The organism is Edaphosphingomonas laterariae (assembly GCF_900188165.1).
Classification (GTDB): domain Bacteria; phylum Pseudomonadota; class Alphaproteobacteria; order Sphingomonadales; family Sphingomonadaceae; genus Sphingomonas_E; species Sphingomonas_E laterariae.
Genome location: NZ_FZOS01000003.1, coordinates 126,812 through 145,369, shown reverse-complemented (window position 1 = coordinate 145,369; position 18,558 = coordinate 126,812). Strand labels below are relative to the sequence as shown.

Annotated in this window: 22 protein-coding genes; 9 read left to right on the top strand and 13 right to left on the bottom strand. The window is 66.1% G+C overall.

Annotated elements, in window-relative coordinates; all coding sequences use genetic code 11:
* The 3 genes from CHB74_RS04580 to CHB74_RS04570 are packed head-to-tail and all read left to right on the top strand — an operon-like array spanning position 1 to position 2,635.
* Positions 1 to 744, top strand: a complete 744-nt coding sequence (locus tag CHB74_RS04580) for an SDR family NAD(P)-dependent oxidoreductase (protein WP_089218431.1) — start codon at positions 1 to 3, stop codon at positions 742 to 744.
* Positions 745 to 749: 5 nt separating this feature from the next.
* Positions 750 to 1,478 (top strand): SDR family NAD(P)-dependent oxidoreductase, encoded by a 729-nt coding sequence (locus CHB74_RS04575; RefSeq protein ID WP_089218430.1) that lies wholly within the window; start codon positions 750 to 752, stop codon positions 1,476 to 1,478.
* Positions 1,475 to 2,635, top strand: a complete 1,161-nt coding sequence (locus CHB74_RS04570) for an MFS transporter (RefSeq protein WP_179220719.1) — start codon at positions 1,475 to 1,477, stop codon at positions 2,633 to 2,635. Before CHB74_RS04575 ends, CHB74_RS04570 begins: the two co-directional genes overlap by 4 nt.
* A 75-nt stretch (positions 2,636 to 2,710) precedes the next feature.
* On the opposite strand, the gene CHB74_RS04565 is transcribed toward CHB74_RS04570, so the two are convergent.
* The 6 genes from CHB74_RS04565 to petA form a co-directional block, all read right to left on the bottom strand.
* The gene (locus CHB74_RS04565; RefSeq protein ID WP_179220718.1) at positions 2,711 to 3,784 is read right to left on the bottom strand and encodes a Gfo/Idh/MocA family protein; all 1,074 of its coding nucleotides are present in this window, start codon (positions 3,782 to 3,784) and stop codon (positions 2,711 to 2,713) included.
* A gap of 89 nt (positions 3,785 to 3,873) precedes the next feature.
* A complete protein-coding gene (locus tag CHB74_RS04560) occupies positions 3,874 to 4,410 on the bottom strand; it encodes an adenine phosphoribosyltransferase (RefSeq protein WP_089218428.1) in 537 nt (178 codons plus the stop codon).
* A complete protein-coding gene (gene mtnP, locus CHB74_RS04555; protein WP_089218427.1) occupies positions 4,407 to 5,333 on the bottom strand; it encodes an S-methyl-5'-thioadenosine phosphorylase in 927 nt (308 codons plus the stop codon). Before mtnP ends, CHB74_RS04560 begins: the two co-directional genes overlap by 4 nt.
* A gap of 2 nt (positions 5,334 to 5,335) precedes the next feature.
* The gene (locus CHB74_RS04550) at positions 5,336 to 6,178 is read right to left on the bottom strand and encodes a cytochrome c1 (RefSeq protein WP_089218426.1); all 843 of its coding nucleotides are present in this window, start codon (positions 6,176 to 6,178) and stop codon (positions 5,336 to 5,338) included.
* A 14-nt stretch (positions 6,179 to 6,192) separates the two neighbouring features.
* Positions 6,193 to 7,482, bottom strand: a complete 1,290-nt coding sequence (locus CHB74_RS04545; RefSeq protein ID WP_089218425.1) for a cytochrome b — start codon at positions 7,480 to 7,482, stop codon at positions 6,193 to 6,195.
* Between the two features lie 11 nt (positions 7,483 to 7,493).
* The gene (gene petA / locus CHB74_RS04540; protein WP_089218424.1) at positions 7,494 to 8,066 is read right to left on the bottom strand and encodes a ubiquinol-cytochrome c reductase iron-sulfur subunit; all 573 of its coding nucleotides are present in this window, start codon (positions 8,064 to 8,066) and stop codon (positions 7,494 to 7,496) included.
* A 189-nt stretch (positions 8,067 to 8,255) separates the two neighbouring features.
* Here petA and CHB74_RS04535 point away from each other — a divergent pair, with 189 nt between their 5' ends.
* Genes CHB74_RS04535 through CHB74_RS04525 form a run of 3 tightly spaced genes read left to right on the top strand, consistent with a single transcriptional unit; the run spans position 8,256 to position 10,140 of the window.
* Positions 8,256 to 8,705: a tRNA (cytidine(34)-2'-O)-methyltransferase gene (locus CHB74_RS04535; protein WP_089218423.1), complete on the top strand. Its 450-nt coding sequence runs from the start codon at positions 8,256 to 8,258 to the stop codon at positions 8,703 to 8,705.
* On the top strand, positions 8,702 to 9,544 hold the full coding sequence (gene hemF, locus CHB74_RS04530) for an oxygen-dependent coproporphyrinogen oxidase (RefSeq protein WP_089218422.1): 843 nt from the start codon (positions 8,702 to 8,704) through the stop codon (positions 9,542 to 9,544). The genes CHB74_RS04535 and hemF overlap by 4 nt, the downstream gene beginning before the upstream one ends.
* Positions 9,545 to 9,549: 5 nt before the next feature.
* On the top strand, positions 9,550 to 10,140 hold the full coding sequence (locus CHB74_RS04525) for a GNAT family N-acetyltransferase (protein WP_089218421.1): 591 nt from the start codon (positions 9,550 to 9,552) through the stop codon (positions 10,138 to 10,140).
* Here the strand turns inward: CHB74_RS04525 and CHB74_RS04520 are convergent.
* Positions 10,123 to 10,923 (bottom strand): hypothetical protein, encoded by an 801-nt coding sequence (locus CHB74_RS04520; RefSeq protein ID WP_089218420.1) that lies wholly within the window; start codon positions 10,921 to 10,923, stop codon positions 10,123 to 10,125. The genes CHB74_RS04525 and CHB74_RS04520 overlap by 18 nt on opposite strands.
* A 105-nt stretch (positions 10,924 to 11,028) precedes the next feature.
* Between CHB74_RS04520 and lipB the strand changes: the two genes are divergently transcribed.
* The 3 genes from lipB (at position 11,029) to CHB74_RS04505 (ending at position 12,889) form a co-directional block, all read left to right on the top strand.
* Positions 11,029 to 11,697, top strand: a complete 669-nt coding sequence (lipB, locus tag CHB74_RS04515) for a lipoyl(octanoyl) transferase LipB (protein ID WP_089218419.1) — start codon at positions 11,029 to 11,031, stop codon at positions 11,695 to 11,697.
* Between the two features lie 86 nt (positions 11,698 to 11,783).
* Positions 11,784 to 12,056 carry a hypothetical protein gene (locus tag CHB74_RS04510; RefSeq protein ID WP_089218528.1) on the top strand — a complete coding sequence of 91 codons (273 nt, stop codon included), beginning with the start codon at positions 11,784 to 11,786 and terminating at the stop codon, positions 12,054 to 12,056.
* Between the two features lie 176 nt (positions 12,057 to 12,232).
* The gene (locus tag CHB74_RS04505; RefSeq protein ID WP_089218418.1) at positions 12,233 to 12,889 is read left to right on the top strand and encodes a hypothetical protein; all 657 of its coding nucleotides are present in this window, start codon (positions 12,233 to 12,235) and stop codon (positions 12,887 to 12,889) included.
* A 90-nt stretch (positions 12,890 to 12,979) separates the two neighbouring features.
* Here the strand turns inward: CHB74_RS04505 and queE are convergent, their stop codons facing one another.
* From queE to CHB74_RS04475, 6 genes are all read right to left on the bottom strand, one after another.
* A complete protein-coding gene (gene queE, locus CHB74_RS04500) occupies positions 12,980 to 13,630 on the bottom strand; it encodes a 7-carboxy-7-deazaguanine synthase (RefSeq protein WP_089218417.1) in 651 nt (216 codons plus the stop codon).
* Positions 13,627 to 14,316, bottom strand: a complete 690-nt coding sequence (gene queC / locus CHB74_RS04495; protein ID WP_089218416.1) for a 7-cyano-7-deazaguanine synthase QueC — start codon at positions 14,314 to 14,316, stop codon at positions 13,627 to 13,629. Before queC ends, queE begins: the two co-directional genes overlap by 4 nt.
* 281 nt (positions 14,317 to 14,597) lie before the next feature.
* Positions 14,598 to 15,014 carry a DUF3617 domain-containing protein gene (locus CHB74_RS04490; protein ID WP_245842638.1) on the bottom strand — a complete coding sequence of 139 codons (417 nt, stop codon included), beginning with the start codon at positions 15,012 to 15,014 and terminating at the stop codon, positions 14,598 to 14,600.
* A 225-nt stretch (positions 15,015 to 15,239) separates the two neighbouring features.
* A complete protein-coding gene (locus CHB74_RS04485; RefSeq protein ID WP_089218414.1) occupies positions 15,240 to 16,142 on the bottom strand; it encodes an Hsp33 family molecular chaperone HslO in 903 nt (300 codons plus the stop codon).
* A 240-nt stretch (positions 16,143 to 16,382) separates the two neighbouring features.
* Positions 16,383 to 17,312 (bottom strand): ornithine carbamoyltransferase, encoded by a 930-nt coding sequence (argF, locus tag CHB74_RS04480; RefSeq protein ID WP_089218413.1) that lies wholly within the window; start codon positions 17,310 to 17,312, stop codon positions 16,383 to 16,385.
* Entirely contained in the window at positions 17,309 to 18,505 is a 1,197-nt protein-coding gene (locus CHB74_RS04475) for an aspartate aminotransferase family protein (protein ID WP_089218412.1), read from the bottom strand. Before CHB74_RS04475 ends, argF begins: the two co-directional genes overlap by 4 nt.
* Positions 18,506 to 18,558 lie beyond the last annotated feature (53 nt).

Below are 18,558 nucleotides of genomic sequence, written 5' to 3'. Positions count from 1 at the left end.
ATGGGTGGAAGGCTCGACGGCCGCGTGGCGATCGTCACCGGCGCGGCATCGGGGATCGGGCGGGCGACCGCGCAGCGGTTGGCCCGCGAAGGCGCGCGCCTGATCCTCGCCGATCTCAACCGCGATGGCCTCGCCACCGTGCAGGCCGAAACCGGCGGCGATATCTTCGCCTTCGACGCGGGCGACGCCCAGTCCTGCCGCGATCTCGTGGCGCAGGCCGTGGCCAACGCCGGTCGGATCGACATTCTCGCCAATATCGCCGGCATCATGGATTGGGGCCCGATGGCCGATTTCGACGACGATCGCTGGGAACGGATGCTGCGGATCAACCTCTCCGGCGCCTGGCACATGTGCCGCGCGGCGATGCCCCATCTTGTCCAAACCAAAGGTGTGATCGTCAATATGAGCTCCGCCGCCGGGCTCGTCGGCATTCCCTACACCACCGCTTATTGCGCGGCGAAGGCGGGCGTCGTCGCGCTCACCAAATCGCTGGCGGTGGAATTCGCGGCCGCCGGCGTGCGCGTGAACGCCATCTGCCCGACGGGGGTGAAGACCGCGATGCACGGCGCCGTCGCGCTGCCCGATGGCGTCGACATGGATTTGGTCATGCGCAACTCGCCCAAGCTCGGCGATCTGTGCGATCCAGAGGATATTGCCGCCGCCGTTGCCTTCCTCGCGTCGGACGATGCGCGCAAGATCACCGGCATCGCCATGCCGGTCGATGCCGGCCAGACTGCGGGGTAATCGGCATGCAGGGTGTGACTTTCGATTTCACCGGCCGCCGCGTGCTGGTGACGGGCGCCACCAGCGGCATCGGCGCCGCGATCGCGCGGGCCTTCGCCGATGCGGGCGCGGACGTCGTCTCAACCGGCACGCGGGCCTCCGCCGCCGATTATGATGCGCCGCCGCCCGGTGAGTATCGCCAGTTCCTGCTCGGCGATGCGGCCAGCACGGATGCGCTCGCCGCCTCGCTCGATCGGCTCGACATCCTCGTCAACAATGCCGGCACCACCAGCCACCCGGAGGATTTCGGCCAGGCGGTCGACGTCAACCTCAAGGGCGTCCACCACCTCACCACCGCCATCGCGCCGCTGCTGGAAGCAAGCGATCATGCCGGCGGCGGCGCGGTCGTCTCGATCATCTCGATGATGGCGGTGTTCGGCAACTCGATATTCCCCGGTTACAGCGCGGCCAAGGCGGGGCTGGTGCTGATGACGAAGTCACTCGCGCAAGGCTGGGGCCAGCGCGGCATCCGCATCAACGCCGTCGCCCCCGGCCCGGTCCGCACGCCGATGACGGTGCGCTATGCCGACGATCCCGCCTACGGCCCCGCCACCGCGCAGCGCATGGCCCTCAACCGTTGGGGCGAGCCCGAAGATATTGCCGGCCCCGTCCTGTTCCTCACCAGCCCGGCCGCCGCCTTCATCACCGGCGAATGCCTGGTCGCGAGCGGCGGCTACATGATCGCCGAGGCATGAGCGGCGGCGCGCTCCGCTTCTGGACGGCGCTGGCCGGGCCGGCGCTCGTCTCGCTGATCCCGATGGCGGTCGCGCCCGCGCTGCCGGCCATGGCGCAGGAATTCGCCGCCGGCCATGATGGCGCGCTGTTCGCGCAGATGATCATGACGATGCCGGCGATCATGCTGATCCTCGGCGCGCCGCTGGCCAGCCTCGCCTGCGAACGGATCGGCATCCGCCCCACCTTCCTCGCCGCCGCCGCTTTGTTCACCGTGGCGGGCGGCGCGGGCCTGCTGGTCGATGGGTTCGCGGCACTCGCCGCATCGCGTCTCCTGCTGGGGCTTGCTGGCGGCGCGATCCAGACCTGCACGCTGGCCCTCGTCGGCCGCTGGTATCAGGAAGATGCGCGCCATGCCGTGCTCGGCTGGATGGTCAGCCTCGCCTCGGCCGTGGCCATTGCCGGGCTGATCCTCGGCGGCTGGCTGGTCGATATCGCGGGCTGGCGCGGACCGTTCGCGCTCTATCTGCTCGGCCTCGTCCTCCTGCTGCTCGGCGTGCTGGCGGTGGAACGCCACGCGCCCGGCGAACATGTCGCCGAAGACAGCGGCGGGTTCCGTCCGCTCTTGCCGCTCTGGCCCTTCTACCTCGCCATCCTCGCCCTCACGCTGGCCATGTTCATGCCCGGCATTCAGGGGCCCTTCCTGATCGCCGAACGCGGCACCGGCAGCGCGGCGCTTTCGGGGCTGATCGTGGCCGCCAGCCCGATCGGCGCGGTGCTCTCTTCCGCCGGTTTCGCCACCATCCGCCGCCACGCTTCGGAACGCGCGGTGCTGGGGCTGACGGCGCTGCTGCTCGGCGGTGGATGCGTGATGGCGGCCATGGCGGGCAGCACCGCCGGCATCGTCGCGGGCTTCTTCGTCACCGGGCTGGGGGCGGGAATGGTGGAACCCAATATCGGGTCGATCATCCTCGGCCGCAGCCCCCACGCGCTCCACGCCCGCGCCTCGAGCCTGATGATCAGCGCGATGTTCCTCGGCCAGTTCCTCAACCCGCTCGCCGCCGATCCGCTCCACGTGGGTTTCGGCACCGCCGGCGCCTTCCTGGGCATCGGCGGCGCGACGCTGGCAGCGGGCCTTGTCGCCCTGCTCGCCGCCCGCCGTCGCCCGGTGCCCGCCTGAGGCCGCAACGGCCGGCACTGGACCGATCCTTGAGGGTGCCAGAGCCTCGCCGCGCGCCGCTGGCGGGCGATCATCTCACGCGGCCGCGTAGATCTCGTGCATGTCCACCGCGCGTTTCTCGCGCGCGCTGGTCTCGGCGGCCAGTCCCATCGCCACGGCGTGCAGGCCGTCCTCGGCGGTCACTTCCACCGGCCCCTCGCCGCGCACCGCGCGTTCGAAGGCGAGATGCTGGTAATAGGTCGCGCCGAAATGTTCGCCGGCCGCCAGCGCCGCCGCGTCCACGCTCACATGTTCGCGCACCGCCTGCTTGGAATTGCCATAGCCGACACGCGGGCTGAAGATGATGTCGCCGGGCGGCACCATCAGGTCGATCCGCGCGCGGTCGCCGGTGACGCTGATCTCCTCCTGATGCTCCGCCCCGTCGGCGAACATGCACAGATCCAGCATCGCGCGCGCGCCATTGTCGAAATCGACCACGGTATAGCTGTTGTCGATGATGTCCGGGCGCCGGCCCTCTATCCGTTCGTCGGCATGGTTCACGTCGATCCCGCCCGAACAGAAGACGCGCACCGGCTCCGCTTTCAGGATGTGGCGCATCAGATCGAAGAAATGGCAGCATTTCTCCACCATCGTGCCGCCGGTGTTGCGCGACAGCCGGTTCCACTGGCCCACCTTGTCCAGAAACGGGAAGCGATGCTCGCGCATCGCCAGCATCACCGGGCGCCCTGCCCGGCCGGCATGCACCTGCGCGATGAACGCCTGCGCGGGCGGCATGTAGCGATATTCCATGCCGGTCCAGAACGGCGCCGGGTGGGGGGCCGCGCGCTCGGCGATCCAGCGGGCGTCCGCCATCGTCGTCGCGATCGGCTTTTCGCACAGGATCGGCAGGCCGCGCGCGAACAGCGGCTCCAATATCGCGCGGTGGGTATGGTTCGGGCTGGCGACGATCACGGCGTCGATCCCGTCGAAGCCGGCCAGATCCGCCACGTCGGCGAAGCGTGTGGCATCGGCGCAACCGGCGCCGTCCAGCGATGCGGGCTCCGGATCCACGATCGCCGCCACCCGCGCGCCCTCTATCAACGCGATGTTGCGGATATGCTCGCGCCCCATCAGGCCGGTGCCGACAATGCCGTAACGCAAACCCGTCATTCCTGTCCTCTCGTCACGCAACAGACAGGTGCGTCGGCCGAAATCCTCCAGCCGGCAAGCCCCGCCATTTTTTATAGTCAGCCCGCGTGTCAGCCGTCCGCGAATGGCACCAGCGCGGCCACCGGCACGCCATCGGCCGCGATCTTCGCGGCGCCGCCCAGATCGGGCAGATCGATCACGAACGCCGCGCCGCCTACTTCGGCACCGGCCTTGCGCAACAGCCGGATCGCTGCCAGCGCCGTACCGCCGGTGGCGATCAGATCGTCGATCAGCAGCACCCGGCACCCCGGCACCAGGGCGTCCTCATGCATCTCGATCCGGTCCTCGCCATATTCCAGCGCATAATCGACGGCGACGGTGCGGCCGGGCAGCTTGCCGTCCTTGCGGATCAGCACCAGCCCGGTGCCCAGCGCCTGCGCCACCGCCGCCCCGAAGATGAAACCGCGCGCCTCGATCCCCGCCACCATGTCGAACGGGCCGGGATGCAAAGCCGCCAGCCGCTCCACCGTCGCCGCCAGCCCCTTCGCATCCAGCAGCAGCGTCGTGATGTCGCGGAACTGGATGCCGGGCTTGGGAAAATCGGGGATCGTGCGGATCAGCGCGGCGATATCGGCATTGTCGGTCATGCGAAGATCCTCGACGCCAGGGTAGCAAGCCGCGCGCGGGTGGCATCGGGCCACTTATCGCGCGGGGTGATGATCGCATTGTCGAGCGCCGCATGGCAGCCCATCGGGCAGGCACCAGCGGGAGCCGCGGATTTCGCCAGCTCTGCCACCAGCGCCTGCGCGTTCGCCGCATTCTGGCCAAGCACGCGAACGATCTCCGCCACGTCCACCGCGCCTTCGTGCCATGCATCGAAATCGGTAACCATCGCCAGATTGACGTAGCAAAGCTCCGCTTCGCGCGCGAGCCGGGCTTCGGGCAAGCCGGTCATGCCAACGACATCCAGGCCCTGCGCCCGGTGCAGGCGCGATTCCGCGCGGGTGGAAAATTGCGGGCCTTCCATCACCAGCATCGTGCCGCCGCGCTGGTGCGGCAGGCCGAGCGCCACGAGCGCCGCTTCCACCCTGTCCGCAAGGCAGCGACAGGAAGGATCGGCGAAGGCGACATGGGCGACGACGCCATCGCCGAAATAGCTGCGGCCGCCCCGGATCGTCCGGTCGACATATTGATCGACGACAACGAAGGTGCCCGGCGCCAGATGTTCGCGGAACGATCCGACCGCCGACACCGCCATCACGTCCCTGCAACCAAGCGCCTTGAGCGCGGCGATATTGGCGCGCGCCGGTATCTCGTCAGGAGCCAGCCCATGCCCGCGACCGTGGCGCGGCAGGAAGGCGACTTCGCGGCCGGCGATCGAGCCCAGCAACACATCGTCCGAAGGGCGCCCCCATGCGGTTTCCACCGGCGTCCAAACGGCATCGGCGAGAGCGGCCATCCGATAGAGGCCACTCCCGCCGATAATGCCAAGACGGCCCCCACCTTGCGGTTGGGGGCCGTCCGGTCTGGATGCAGGCGGCGGAGGCGATGCCGCAGCCGCCCGTTCCATCGTCAGTGCTTCGTACCCGCCCAGATGTTCCGGTAGGCCAGGAACGCCAGGGTGGTCGCGATCAGCAGGAAGATCACCACGGCGACACCGGTCGCGTGACGATTTTCGAGCTTCGGTTCCGCCGTCCACACCAGGAACGCCGAAACGTCCTTGGCCATCTGGTCGACCGAAGCGGTTGTGCCGTCGGCATAGGTCACCTGCCCATCGGCCACCAGCGGCGCCGGCATGGCGAGATTCAGGTTGGCGAAATACGGGTTGTAGTGCAGGCCGGCACCCGTCTTCGCATCCGGGAAGTGCTTCAGCAGCTCCGCCGGCTGATCCTGATAACCGGTCAGCAGCGAATAGACATAGGCAGCACCATCATGGCGGGCCTTGGCCATCAGCGACAGATCCGGCGGGATCGCATTGTTGTTGGCCGCACGCGCCGCGACGTCGTTGGCATAAGGCAGCGGAAACTTGTCCGCGGCTTCCGCCTTGCGCGTCGCCGCTTCACCCGTGTCCGGGTTCACCGACGGCACTTCGATCGCCCACTGCTTGGCGATCGCCTTCACTTCGGCTTCGCTGAAACCGATGGCCTGCAGATCGCGGAACGACACATAATGCAGCGAGTGGCAGGCCGCGCAGACTTCCTTGTAAACCTGGAAGCCGCGCTGCAGCTGCTGGCGATCGAATTTGCCGAGCGGACCATTGCTGGCCAGATCGAGCTTCTTCGGGTGCAGATGGAACTCATGCTCGACAGTCGGGGCGGGCGGCTCCTTGATGAAGTTCACCGCGCCCGTGATGAGCGAGAAGAGCAGGACGAAGACAAATCCCAGCCCGACGAGGGCACCGATGGGACGGACCATTATCAGTTACCCCCTTATTCAGCGGCCACGGGCTGAGCTTCGCCGGCGGTTTCGCCGTGCTTGGCCAGCACCGCCTCGGTGATCGAGCCGGGCAGCGGAAGCGGCCGTTCGATACGCGAGATGATCGGCAGGATGATCAGGAAGTGGGCGAAGTAATAAGCCGCCGCCAGCTGCGAGATCATCACATAGGGTTCTTCCGCCGGAGCGCCGCCGCAATAGCCCAGGATCAGCACGTCGATGACGAGGATCCAGAAGAACATCTTGAACGTCGGGCGGTAGTTGCCCGAACGGACGGGCGACTTATCCAGCCACGGCAGGAAGAAGAGCAGGAGGATCGACGCGAACATCGCGATGACGCCCCACAGCTTCGCCGGCAGGATGAAATCGACGGTGAAGGCGCGCAGGATCGCGTAGAACGGCCAGAAATACCATTCGGGCACGATGTGCGCCGGCGTCGAAAGCGGGTTCGCCGCGATATAGTTGTCCGGGTGGCCGAGATAGTTCGGCGCGAAGAACAGCATGATCGCGAAGATGATCAGGAACACGCCCAGGCCGAAACCGTCCTTGGCGGTGTAATACGGATGGAACGGCACCGTATCCTGCGGGCCCTTCACCTCGATGCCGGTCGGGTTCGACGAACCCGGGATGTGCAGCGCCCAGATGTGCAGGATGACAACACCCGCGATCACGAACGGCAGCAGATAGTGCAGCGAGAAGAAGCGGTTGAGCGCGGCGTTATCCGGCGCGAAGCCACCCAGCAGCCAGGTCTGGATCGGTTCGCCGACGAACGGGATGGCGCCGAACAGGCCGGTGATCACCTTGGCACCCCAGAAGCTCATCTGGCCCCAGGGAAGCACATAACCCATGAAGGCGGTGGCCATCATGAGCAGGAAGATGACGAGGCCGAGCAGCCACACCATTTCACGCGGAGCCTTGTACGATCCGTAGAAGAGGCCGCGGAAGATGTGCAGATAGACGACGATGAAGAAGAAGCTCGCGCCGTTGGCGTGCGCATAGCGCAGCATCCAGCCCGAGTTCACGTCGCGCATGATATGTTCGACCGACGCGAAGGCGATATCGCCATTCGCGGCATAGTGCATCGCCAGCACGATGCCGGTGATGATCTGGATGGCGAGCGCGGCCCCCGCGAGAACGCCGAAATTCCAGAAATAGTTCAGGTTGCGCGGCACCGGATAACCGGCGCCCACCGCGTTGTAGACCAGACGCGGCAGCGGAAGCCGCTCGTCGATCCACTGCATCGCCGGGTGCTTCGGCGCATAATGATTTGCCCAGGGAAAGCTCATTTCAAATCACCTCAGCCGATCTGCACGACGGTGTCGGACTTGAACGCATATTCGGGAACCTCAAGGTTCTTGGGGGCAGGCCCCTTCCGAATGCGCGCCGCGGTGTCGTAGTGCGAACCATGGCAGGGGCAGAAATAACCGCCGAACTCACCCTTCACCTCGCCCTCGCCCGCGCCCAGCGGGACGCAGCCGAGATGGGTGCAGACACCCATGGTGATGAGCCACTGTTCCTTGCCTTCCTTGGTCCGCTCGGCCAGCGTCTGCGGATCACGCAGGCTGTCGACGGGCACCGCGTTCGCCTCGGCGATTTCCTTCCCCGTCAGATGACGGATGAAGAGCGGCTGCTTGCGGAAGATCGTCTTGATCGACTGACCTTCGGCAATCTTAGAGACATCCACCTCAATCGAAGCGAGCGCCAACACGTCGGCCGACGGATTCATCTGGTTGATCAGGGGCAAGGCCACTGCCACCGCGCCGACGCCTGCAAAGCTGACGGCTGCCACATTGATGAAATCGCGGCGCCGTACGCCATCACCCTCGCCTTCAGGCGCGTCTGTTGGTTGTATTTGTTCGAGCGTCGCCATTCCGGAACCCTTGCGCTGCCACGAAATAAGCGCCCGCAAGGCGTCCACCCCCGGCGACCACCCCTTAGACGCGACCGCCTGTTGTTTTCCCCCGGCGGTTGGACGCGCTGATAGACTCGCACCAACCTATTGCCAACAGCAATTTACGTAGACTTGCGGAGTTACGACATAATCGCATAGCCGATCGGCATGCGGATCGCCCTTTTTCAACCCGACATTGCCGGCAATGTTGGCACCATCCTGCGCATGGCGGCATGTTTCGGCGCCGGAGTCGATATCATCGAGCCTTGCGGCTTCCCCTTTTCGGATCGCGGGCTGAAACGGGCGGGCATGGATTATGCCGCCGACGCCGAAATACGGCGCCATGCCGATTGGGACAGTTTCCGTGCCACGGTTCCCGGCCGCCTGGTCCTGCTGACCACCCAGGCCGAAACGCGGCTGCCGGACGCCCGTTTCCAGACGGACGATATCCTTTTGATGGGGTCGGAAAGCAGCGGCGCGCCCGCATTTGTGCACGATGCCGCCGATCTCGCGGTGCGGATTCCGCTGCGGCCGGGCTTCCGGTCCTTGAATGTCGCGGTCGCGGCTGGCATCGCGCTGGCCGAAGCCATGCGCCAGACAGGGAGTTTTCCGGAATGATCGAACTCGATGCCGAACAGGCCGCAGCCCGGATCTGGTTCGAATCGCTGCGCGATCGGATCTGTGCCGAGTTCGAGGCGATCGAGCGCGAGGCGGGCAGCGATGCCGGGTTCGAATATACGGCCTGGAATCGCGACGATGACCCGGATGCAAAAGGCGGCGGCGGCGTTCGCGGCGTGATGAAGGGCCGCGTGTTCGAAAAAGTCGGCGTCAACGTGTCCACGGTTGGGGGGGAATTCTCGCCCGAATTCGCCAAGACGATCCACGGCGCCGGCGAAAGCCCGTCCTTCTTCGCCACCGGCATCAGCCTGGTCGCCCACATGGCCAATCCGCGCGTGCCGGCGGTCCACATGAACACGCGCTTCCTGGTGACCGGCAAGCGCTGGTTCGGCGGCGGTGCCGATCTCAACCCGCCCATCCCCCATGACGAGGACACGGCCGATTTCCACGCGCGCCTGAAGGCCGCCTGCGACGCGCATGATCCCGCGCATTATCCGCGCTACAAGAAATGGGCGGACGATTATTTCTACATCCCGCACCGCAAGGTGCATCGCGGCGTCGGCGGAATCTTCTACGATCATCTGGAAGGTGATTTCGACGCGAACTTCGCCTTCACCCGCGATGTTGGCGAGGCGTTTCTCGATATCTTCCCGCAGATCGTTCGCCGGCGGATGAACGAGGCCGCGTCCGATGCGGATCGCGAACGCATGCTCGCCTTCCGGGGCCGCTATGCCGAATTCAACCTGGTCTATGATCGCGGCACGCTGTTCGGCCTCAAGACCGGCGGCAATATCGACGCGATCCTGATGAGCCTGCCGCCCACCGCCACCTGGGCCTGATCGCCATGTCGCTCGAACCTGTGCCGGCGGGCCATCTCGCCGCGATCGTCACCTCGCTGGAGATGCGCGCACGGCCCCGCCCCGCGCCGCTCCCCGCTTCGCCGTTCCGTCTCGTGCGCTGGCAGGCACCGACGAACGAGGGCTATCGCAGCCTGTTCCGCCGCATTGGCGCGCCATGGCTATGGTTTTCGCGGCTGGTGCTGTCCGATGCGGCGCTGGCGGCGATCATCACCGATCCCGCCGTCCAGATCTTCGCGGTGGTCGACCGGCAGGGCATCGAGGTCGGCCTGCTCGAACTCGATTTCAGGATTGCGGGCGAGTGCGAGCTTGGCTTCTTCGGGCTGATCCCCGAACTGGCCGGCAAGGGCCATGGCGGCTGGCTGATGGCGCATGCGCTGGCGCTCGGCTGGCGGCAGGGCGTGGAGCGCATGTGGGTCCACACCTGCACGCTCGACCATCCGGGCGCGCTGGGCTTCTATCGCAAGGCCGGCTTCGTGCCGTTCGCGCGCGCGATCGAAATCTTCGCCGATCCCCGGCTCGCCGGCATCCTGCCGCGCGATGCCGCGCCGCAAATCCCCTTATTTGAAGATGCCTGACAGGTTGGGGCCAAGGATCTGGCGATAGATCATCGTCAGCGTCGCCACGAAATAGATCGACAGCGTGGCGCTGACGGCGCCCGAAACGAGAGCGAGGAGCAACCGGCCGATCGCTTCCATGCCAAGCAGCTTGCCCGCACCGAGCAGAACGACGCCCCCGGCAAGCTGCACCGCCCCGCCGATCAGCAGGCTGGCCGCCGCGAACAGCACCAGCACAGCGGCGAGCTTGACGAAATGCCCCTGCGTCAGCGCGAAGCTGCGCTTGAGCGCCGCGATCACGCCCACCGGTTCGCTGACGATCACGACATTCACCAGCAGCAGCCGGATGCCGAGGAAGAACACGCCGGCCAGCAGCGCCGTCATGTAGAGCATCAGCACGAGCGCGGTGGCACCACCCACCTGCGGCACCGCCCCCGGCGCCGGCAGCAGCGGCGCGATCGGCATGAAGGCGGCGAGCGCGGCGACGGCGAGAACGAGGCTCGATCCGATCGCGACCGGCATGCGCCGCACCGCGTTATGCAGCGCCTCGCCCACCGAAACGCCGCCACCCAGCGCCAGCCGCGTCACCGTAAGCGACGCGACCAGCGTGCACAGGAACAGGATCGGCAGCGCCAGCATCCACGGCCCGGATTCGACGCCATCGGCCGACGCCTGCGGGGCAAGGATTTCGGCAAGCGCGCTCGGCACGACCAGCAGGGTCAGCCCCAGCGGCACGAGCAACGCCCGTTCCCGCGCGACGAAGGCGCGGGCATCATCCCAGGCGGCGGTGATCGATAAGGCCATGCTTGCTCCCGATCCGGCACATGCCGGGCGCACCCTCTACAAGGCACGGGGCTAGCCACGCAATCCAGGCTTGATCCTTTATTGCCGGCGCCCCAATTGGGGCCGATGGATGGCATCGCTTCCCCCGTCGAATGGCGCGTATCGCCCGGCCTGACCCCCTACCCCGTCGCGCTTGAAACCATGCAGGCCCGCGCTGCCGCGATCGCCGCGGGCGAGGCCGCCGAACAGGTGTGGCTGGTGGAACATCCGCCGCTTTACACCGCCGGCACCAGCGCCGACCCGGCCGAGCTTCTGGCGGGCGATCGCTTTCCCGTCTTCCGCGCCGGGCGCGGCGGGCGATATACCTATCACGGCCCCGGCCAGCGCACCGGCTATGTGATGATCAACCTTGGCACACGGGGACGCGATGTCCGCCGCTTCGTCCACCTGCTCGAAGGCTGGCTGATCGACACGCTGGGCGATTTCGGCGTCGCGGCCCGCCGCGCCGATGGCCGGATCGGCATCTGGGTGGACGATGCCCACGGCCGGGAGGCGAAGATCGGCGCGATCGGCGTGCGGGTGACGCGCTGGGTCACCTTCCACGGCTTCGCCATGAACATCGCGCCGGATCTTGCCCATTTCGGCGGGATCGTCCCCTGCGGCATCGCCGAATATCCGGTCACCAGCCTGCAGGCGCTGGGCAGGAATGTGTCGATGGCAGAGTTCGACAATGCGCTCCAGGCCCGCTTCCCGGCCTTTCTGCAAGCCTTGCCGCAGCCGTGCTGCGATGCTTGAGCGGCCGGAATTTTGCCGATAGGGTCGCGCCCGATCTGGATTTTCAGGCCATAAGCCGTGCCGGGTCGACCACTAGGGAGCCGATGATGCGTGATACCTTTTCCAAGATGATGACTGCGGCGATGGTTGCCGGGGCGGCGCTGCTGGTTTCGGCCTGCGGCGGCGAAACGACGACGACCGACACCAACACGACCGAGATCAATGCCGCCGAGCCGTCGATGGAAGGTTCCGTGAACGATGTCACCGCCGTCGACGCCGCCGGCGCCAGCGACAACATGGTGATGGACAATGCCGCAGCGGCCCCGGCCGAGAACGCGGCCGTCGACAATGCGGCGGAAAACGCCACCAACGCGATGTAACATCGCCCGAGCCCATGGCTTGGCAAGAGGGCCGCCCGGCGACGGGTGGCCCTTTTTCATATCCGCGAGCCGGAATCCGGTGAGTCCCGAAGGCCACAGCCTGTCGCAAATCACATGTTCGCCCTTTATCTCGCGGCCCGGTTAATGTTTAACAGCGGGCTAAAGCGGAGGGTTTCATGGTTATACGCAGCTGGCGGCTTGGCATCGCAGCGCTGGCAACGATTGTCGGGGCGCAGGCGGCGCCTGCGGCCGCATCCTATCTTTATTGGGTGAAGCCCAATCTGGCGGGCGATCCCGTGCGCGGGGACGAACCCGGCATCGGCCTTGCGATGCCCAAGGCGACGCCCAAGGAATTGCAGGCGCATCTGCTGTGGAACATGCGCGCGGGCCTGAACGTCGCGGCGCTCCAGTGCCAGTTTTCGCCGTCGCTGATGACGGTGCGCAATTATAACGACATCCTGCGCCACCATGATCGCGAACTGAACGACGCCTACAACACGCTGGGCGCCTATTTCAAACGGATGAACGGGCGTGGCTGGCAGAAGGATTTCGACCAGTACACGACGAAAACCTATAACGGTTTTTCGACGCTGCACGCCCAATACAGCTTCTGCGACACCGCCGCGCTGATCGGCCGCGATGCCGTCGGCCGCCGCAAGGGCGATCTGCACCTGACGGCGGAAACGCGGATGCGCGAATTCCGCAACAGCCTGGTGCCCACCGGCGACGGGCTTTACGCCTATCGCTACACGCTGGCGCCGCGCCAGCTGGCCGATCTCAGCCCGAAATGCTGGGACAAGAAGGGCCGCTACAACAGCCGCAAGTGCGGCTGATCGGATAGACGGGTTTGGAAATGCGCGTTCGGCGCATTTCCAGCGCGACACCACAATCCGGCTAAAGCCCGGATTCTCTAACGCCTGCTCTCAGCGCACGCCGATCAGCTTATGCGACTGCACCGACAGCCGCCAGCGGGGGTTGGCCAGAACGAAGGCCACCGCTGCGGCGGTGGTCTCCACCACATCGGGCCCGTCCATCGGCGAGACGAGGAAATGGTCGAACGCCCAACCCTCCATCGCGCGATAATCATTGCCGGGCTGCGGCCAGACAAGCTTGAGCTCCTGCCCCGAACGCTGGACGATCTCCGTCCCCGCCTTCGGGCTGACGCAGATCCAGTCGATCCCGGCCGGCGCCGCGATCGTGCCGTTGGTTTCCACCGCGATTTCAAAGCCCCGCGCATGCAGGGCGGCGATCAGCGCGTCGTCCACCTGCAGCAGCGGCTCACCGCCGGTCATCACCACGAAGGGCACAGCCCCCGCCTCACCGACCAGGCCTTCGGCCCACAGCGCCGCCACCTTGTCGGCCAGTGCTGCGGCATCGCGATACCGGCCGCCATGATCGCCATCCATGCCCACGAAATCGGTGTCGCAGAAACGGCAGTCCGCGCTTTCCCGATCCTGCTCCCGCCCGGTCCACAGATTGCAGCCGGCAAAGCGCAGGAAGACGGCCCGGCGCCCGGCCTGCCGCCCTTCGCCCTGCAGGGTCAGGAAGATTTCCTTGACGGCGTAGCTGGTCATGGCCGCGTGGCGTATTGCGTCGGATCGGGAATGCCGGCCTCCTCATAGCCGCGCGCGCGCAGCCGGCAGCTATCGCACAGGCCGCAATGCTTGCCGCCCGGCGCGGGATCGTAGCAGGACCAGCTCTGCCCGGCATCCAGCCCCAGCCGATCGGCCTCGCGCGCGATATCGGCCTTGGTCATGTGCAGCAGCGGGCTGTGGATGGTGAAGCGGCGCCCTTCGACACCTGCCTTCGTCGCCAGGTCAGCCAGTTCCTGAAACTTCTCGACGAATTCGGGACGGCAATCGGGATAGCCCGAATAATCGAGCGCGTTGACGCCAAGGAAGATGTCATAAGCCCCGCAGGCTTCGGCCCAGCCCAGCGCCAGCGACAGGAAGATCGTGTTGCGCGCGGGCACGTAGGTGACGGGAATTTCTTCGCCGACACCGGTTTTGGGAACCGCGATATCGTCGGTCAGCGCCGATCCGCCGAACAGGGTGAGATCGAGCGGCAGCGTCACATGACGGGCGACATCCAGCATCGCCGCGATGCGCCGCGCCGCCGCCAGCTCGACCAGATGGCGCTGGTTGTAGTTGATCGTCAGCGCGTTGATCGCAAAGCCGCGTTCGCGTGCAATGCCCGCCGCGACCATGGAATCGAGCCCACCCGAAAGCAGCACGACGGCGCCGGGCTTCTGCTCGTTCATATCGACAGTCCTCACTTCAGTCCGTTGTCATGGGCCCAGGGCCGATCGCCCGTCCGGCCATGGCGGAACTGCCGGTTGCCGGGCGGATTGGATGCACAGGCGCCTAGCCGATTTTGTGCGGGTGCGAAAGCGCCGCCATCGGAACGCGCGAAGGCGCCCCCAAAAGGACGGGCCGCCCGAATGGACGGCCCAGTTGGGCCCCGAAGGGCCTGCTAGGGAGGGAATGTGCCAAACGCCGACACATCGTGGATCGATATAAACCCGGCCAGGTAAACCCCGGCTTAACGGTTGTATCGGCTCTCGTTCAGACTTGCGCTCTTGGTCGGGCAATCGCCCATGCGCCGCGCATCGGCGGTGAAGGCGAAAGGCGCGTTGCCGGCAATACCCTGCGTGTCGATGGTCGCCGAACGCGGCGTCACCACCTTCAGCGTCGTCCGCCCCCAGCCGGCCCCGGGGCAGCTATAATGCACCGTCGCGCTGGACCGCTGGTCGGCGATGACGAGGCGGCTGCACGGCGTTCCCGCATGGCGGATCTGGACGAGCGCGCTGGTATCGCCGACGCAGATCCTGCGCGGCGCCTCGCCCTCGGCCTGCAATTGCCAGAGCCCCGGCTGCAGCGTGCCCACCGCCGAAAGCGGCTGGGGGGCTGCGCCATGGGCGGCAGCAGCAACGCCGGACGCCGCACAAATGACAAGCATACGCAACAATAACTGACGGTTAAACATGACGCCAACCTCGAATCCCGGCTGAAACGGGCCAGGAAAACGCCAGCCCCACACAGCCTCGACTTCTAACCATGCCACGTTAACAGCTATACAATGGCCGCCATTTCACGGCGACCCTGACACGGCTGAAAGTAAGGCTTGTTTGTCGAGCCGTCTGTGCGCTTCGTCACTTCGTCTTGCGATTTTCCATTTTCGTCATCATGCAAAATCCGCAAGCGCGAAGCTGTAGCGGCTGGAACAGAATTCGCAGTCGACATGGATCATCCCATCCGACTCGACCATCTCGGCCCGCTCCTCGGCCGGGAAGCGCGCAATCACCGAACGGATATGATCGGCATTGCAACGGCAATTGCCGCTCAGCGAAATCATCGGCAGCACGCGGACCTCGCTCTCCTCATGGAACAGCCGCCAGGCGATCTGATCCAGCGGCAGCGTGGGATCGAGCAGTTCCTCGTCGCGGATCGTGCCGGCGAGCGCGGTGACATGGTCCCATTCCTCGCGATCCTGGCGGACGTGCAGGCGCTCCCGGCCCTCCTCGCCATCGGGCAGGTGCTGGATGAGGATGCCGCCGGCGATATGGCCGCCAATGCCGCCGCCGTTCGTCGCCAGCCTGACGAAGCTCGGCAACTGGTCCGACTGGTTGAAATAGGCCTCGGCCGCCGCGCCAAGCGATCCGCCTTCCAGCGGCACGATGCCCTGATAGCGTTCACCCGTCGCCGCCTGATCGAAGGTGATGGCGAGATAGCCGCGACCAAACAGCGCGAACAGCGACGGATCGACCGGCATTTCGGCCAGCCGCTCGGCATCGTGGCGGACATAGCCGCGCATCTCGCCCCCGCGATAATCGCAGACCAGCAGGTCGACGACGCCGCCCTCGGTCTGCGCCTGGATGGTCAGTTGGCCGCCGGCATCCTTCAGCGTCGAACCGAGCAGCGCGGTCAGCGTCAGCGCCTCGGCGAGCAGGCGGCCGATGGCCAGCGGATAGCCATGCGCAGCGAGCACGCCATCGAGCACCGGGCCGAGGCGGACGATCCGCCCCCGCGCATGGCGGGACGGGATGGTGAAGCCGAGCGCCTGATCGACATGGGCGACCACGGGCATCTCGCTCTTTCCGTTACCATTGGCTTTCAAGATCAATTCCTTAGAGCGATTTCGACGCAGATGACGCATCTGCTGCCCTGGAAATCGCGGCCTATCACAATCAAGGAGCGGTTCGCCCGACGCCTACGGCTCGGATGGACCGCTCCAGCCTCCGGCGACCGCCGGAATCATTCGCCCCTCCATGTCGGTATGGAGGGGCGAAGTTTCCAGTCCTGCGATGTCTGGCCCGTGGCGTGCGGGTCAGCCGATCATCCCGAAGCACCAGAGAAGCACGGATTTCTGGGCGTGGAGGCGGTTCTCCGCCTCGTCCCAGATCGCCGAGCGCGGGCCATCGAGCACGTCGTCGGTCGCTTCCTCGCCACGATGGGCGGGCAGGCAGTGGAGGAACACGGCATCGGGCTTGGCGTGCGCCATCAGCGCCGCGTTCACCTGATAAGGCGTCATCGCCGCCAGCTTCTCCTCGGCATGTTCCTGCCCCATCGATATCCAGGTGTCGGTGACGACGACGTCGGCATCCTTCACCGCCGCCACCGGATCGCGCAGGATCGGAACGGTGGTGCCGCGCTTCAGCGCCGCTTCCAGCACCTCCATCGACGGCTCATAGCCCGCCGGGCAGCCGACGCGGACGTCGAAGCCCATCAGGCTGCCCGCCTCGATGATCGAATGGAGCACGTTGTTGCCGTCACCCAGCCATGCCCAGCGCGTGCCGGGCAGCGCCTTGTGGCGTTCGATCACGGTCAGCATGTCGGCCATGATCTGGCACGGATGGCTGTGATCGGTCAGGCCGTTGATCACCGGCACGGTCGCATGCTCGGCCATCTCGATCAGCTTCGCATGATCGTCGGTACGGATCATGATCGCGTCGACGAAGCGCGAAAGCACGCGCGCCGTATCCGCCACCGTCTCGCCCCGGCCGAGCTGCATCGAGCCCGCATCCATCACGATCGTCGTGCCACCCAACTGGCGCATCGCCATGTCGAACGACACGCGCGTGCGGGTCGAATTCTTCTCGAAGATCATCGCCAGCGTGCGGCCGGCCAGCGGGGCATCGGCATCCGCCTTGCCCTTCGGCCAGTTGGCGCGCGCTTCCTTGCGGTCGATCGCGTCGTTCAGCATCGCCGCGATCGCGTCCCCGCCGGCATCGGCGAGGTCGAGGAAATGCCGGCTCATGCCGCCGCCGGCGGAGTGTAGGTCCGCGCGCCTTCGGAAAGCTTCTGGATGCATTCGGCGATATGGCTCTCGTCGATCACCAGCGGCGGCAGCACGCGGAACACATTTTCGCCCGCCGCCACCGTCAGCAACCCGTGATTGTCGCGCAGATGCGCCACGAAATCGCGGCTCACCGCCGGTTCCTTCATCTTGACGCCGAGCATCAGCCCCTTGCCGCGAATTTCCTCGAACAGATGGTCGTGGTTGGGGATGAGCTGTTCGAACGCGGCGCGCAGGCGCTCGCCCATCTTGGTGACATGTTCCAGGAAGCCCGGCTCCAGCATCACGTCGAGGATCGCCTGCCCCGCCGCCATGCCGAGCGGATTGCCGCCATAGGTCGATCCATGGGTGCCGACCACCATGCCCTTGGCCGCTTCCTCGGTCGCCAGGCACGCACCCAGCGGGAAACCGCCGCCAATGCCCTTGGCCGCCGTCAGGATATCCGGCGTGATGCCATAATGCTCATAGGCCCACATCTTGCCGGTACGGCCATAACCGCACTGGATCTCGTCGAGGATGAGCAGCAGGCCATGCTCGTCGCACGCCTTGCGCAGGCCCTGGATGAATTCCGGCGTTCCCGCCGTCATCCCGCCTTCGCCCTGCACGGTTTCGACGAGGAAGCCGGCGGTCTCATCGTCGATCGCGGCCAGCGCGGCTTCGAGATCGTTGAACTGCACATAAGCGAAGCCCGGCAGCAGCGGTTCGAACCCATCGCGCATCTTGGGCTGGTCGGTCGCGCTGATCGCGCCCAGCGAACGGCCATGGAAGGCGTTCTTGAAGGTGATCAGCTTGTGCCGCTGGGGGTTGCCGTTGGCATAATGGTAACGGCGCGCGGTCTTGATCGCACACTCGATCGCCTCGACGCCCGAATTGGTGAAGAACACCGTGTCGGCGAAGCTGTTGTCGACGATGCGCTGCGCCAGCGCCTCACCCTGCGGCGAACCGTAGAGGTTGGAAACGTGCATCAGCGTCGCCGCCTGTTCCTGGATCGCCTTGGTAAGGTGCGGATGCCCGTGGCCGAGCGCGTTGACCGCGATGCCGGCGGCAAAATCCAGATAACGCTCGCCGCGCTCACCGATCAGGTAGCAACCCTCGCCTCGCACCGGCCGCACGCCACACCGCGGGTATACGGGCATGAGCGGGGTAATGGCCATCGAGACTACTCCTTCACGAAAAAAGTGCGGGAAAACTCCGGAAACGCAAAAAG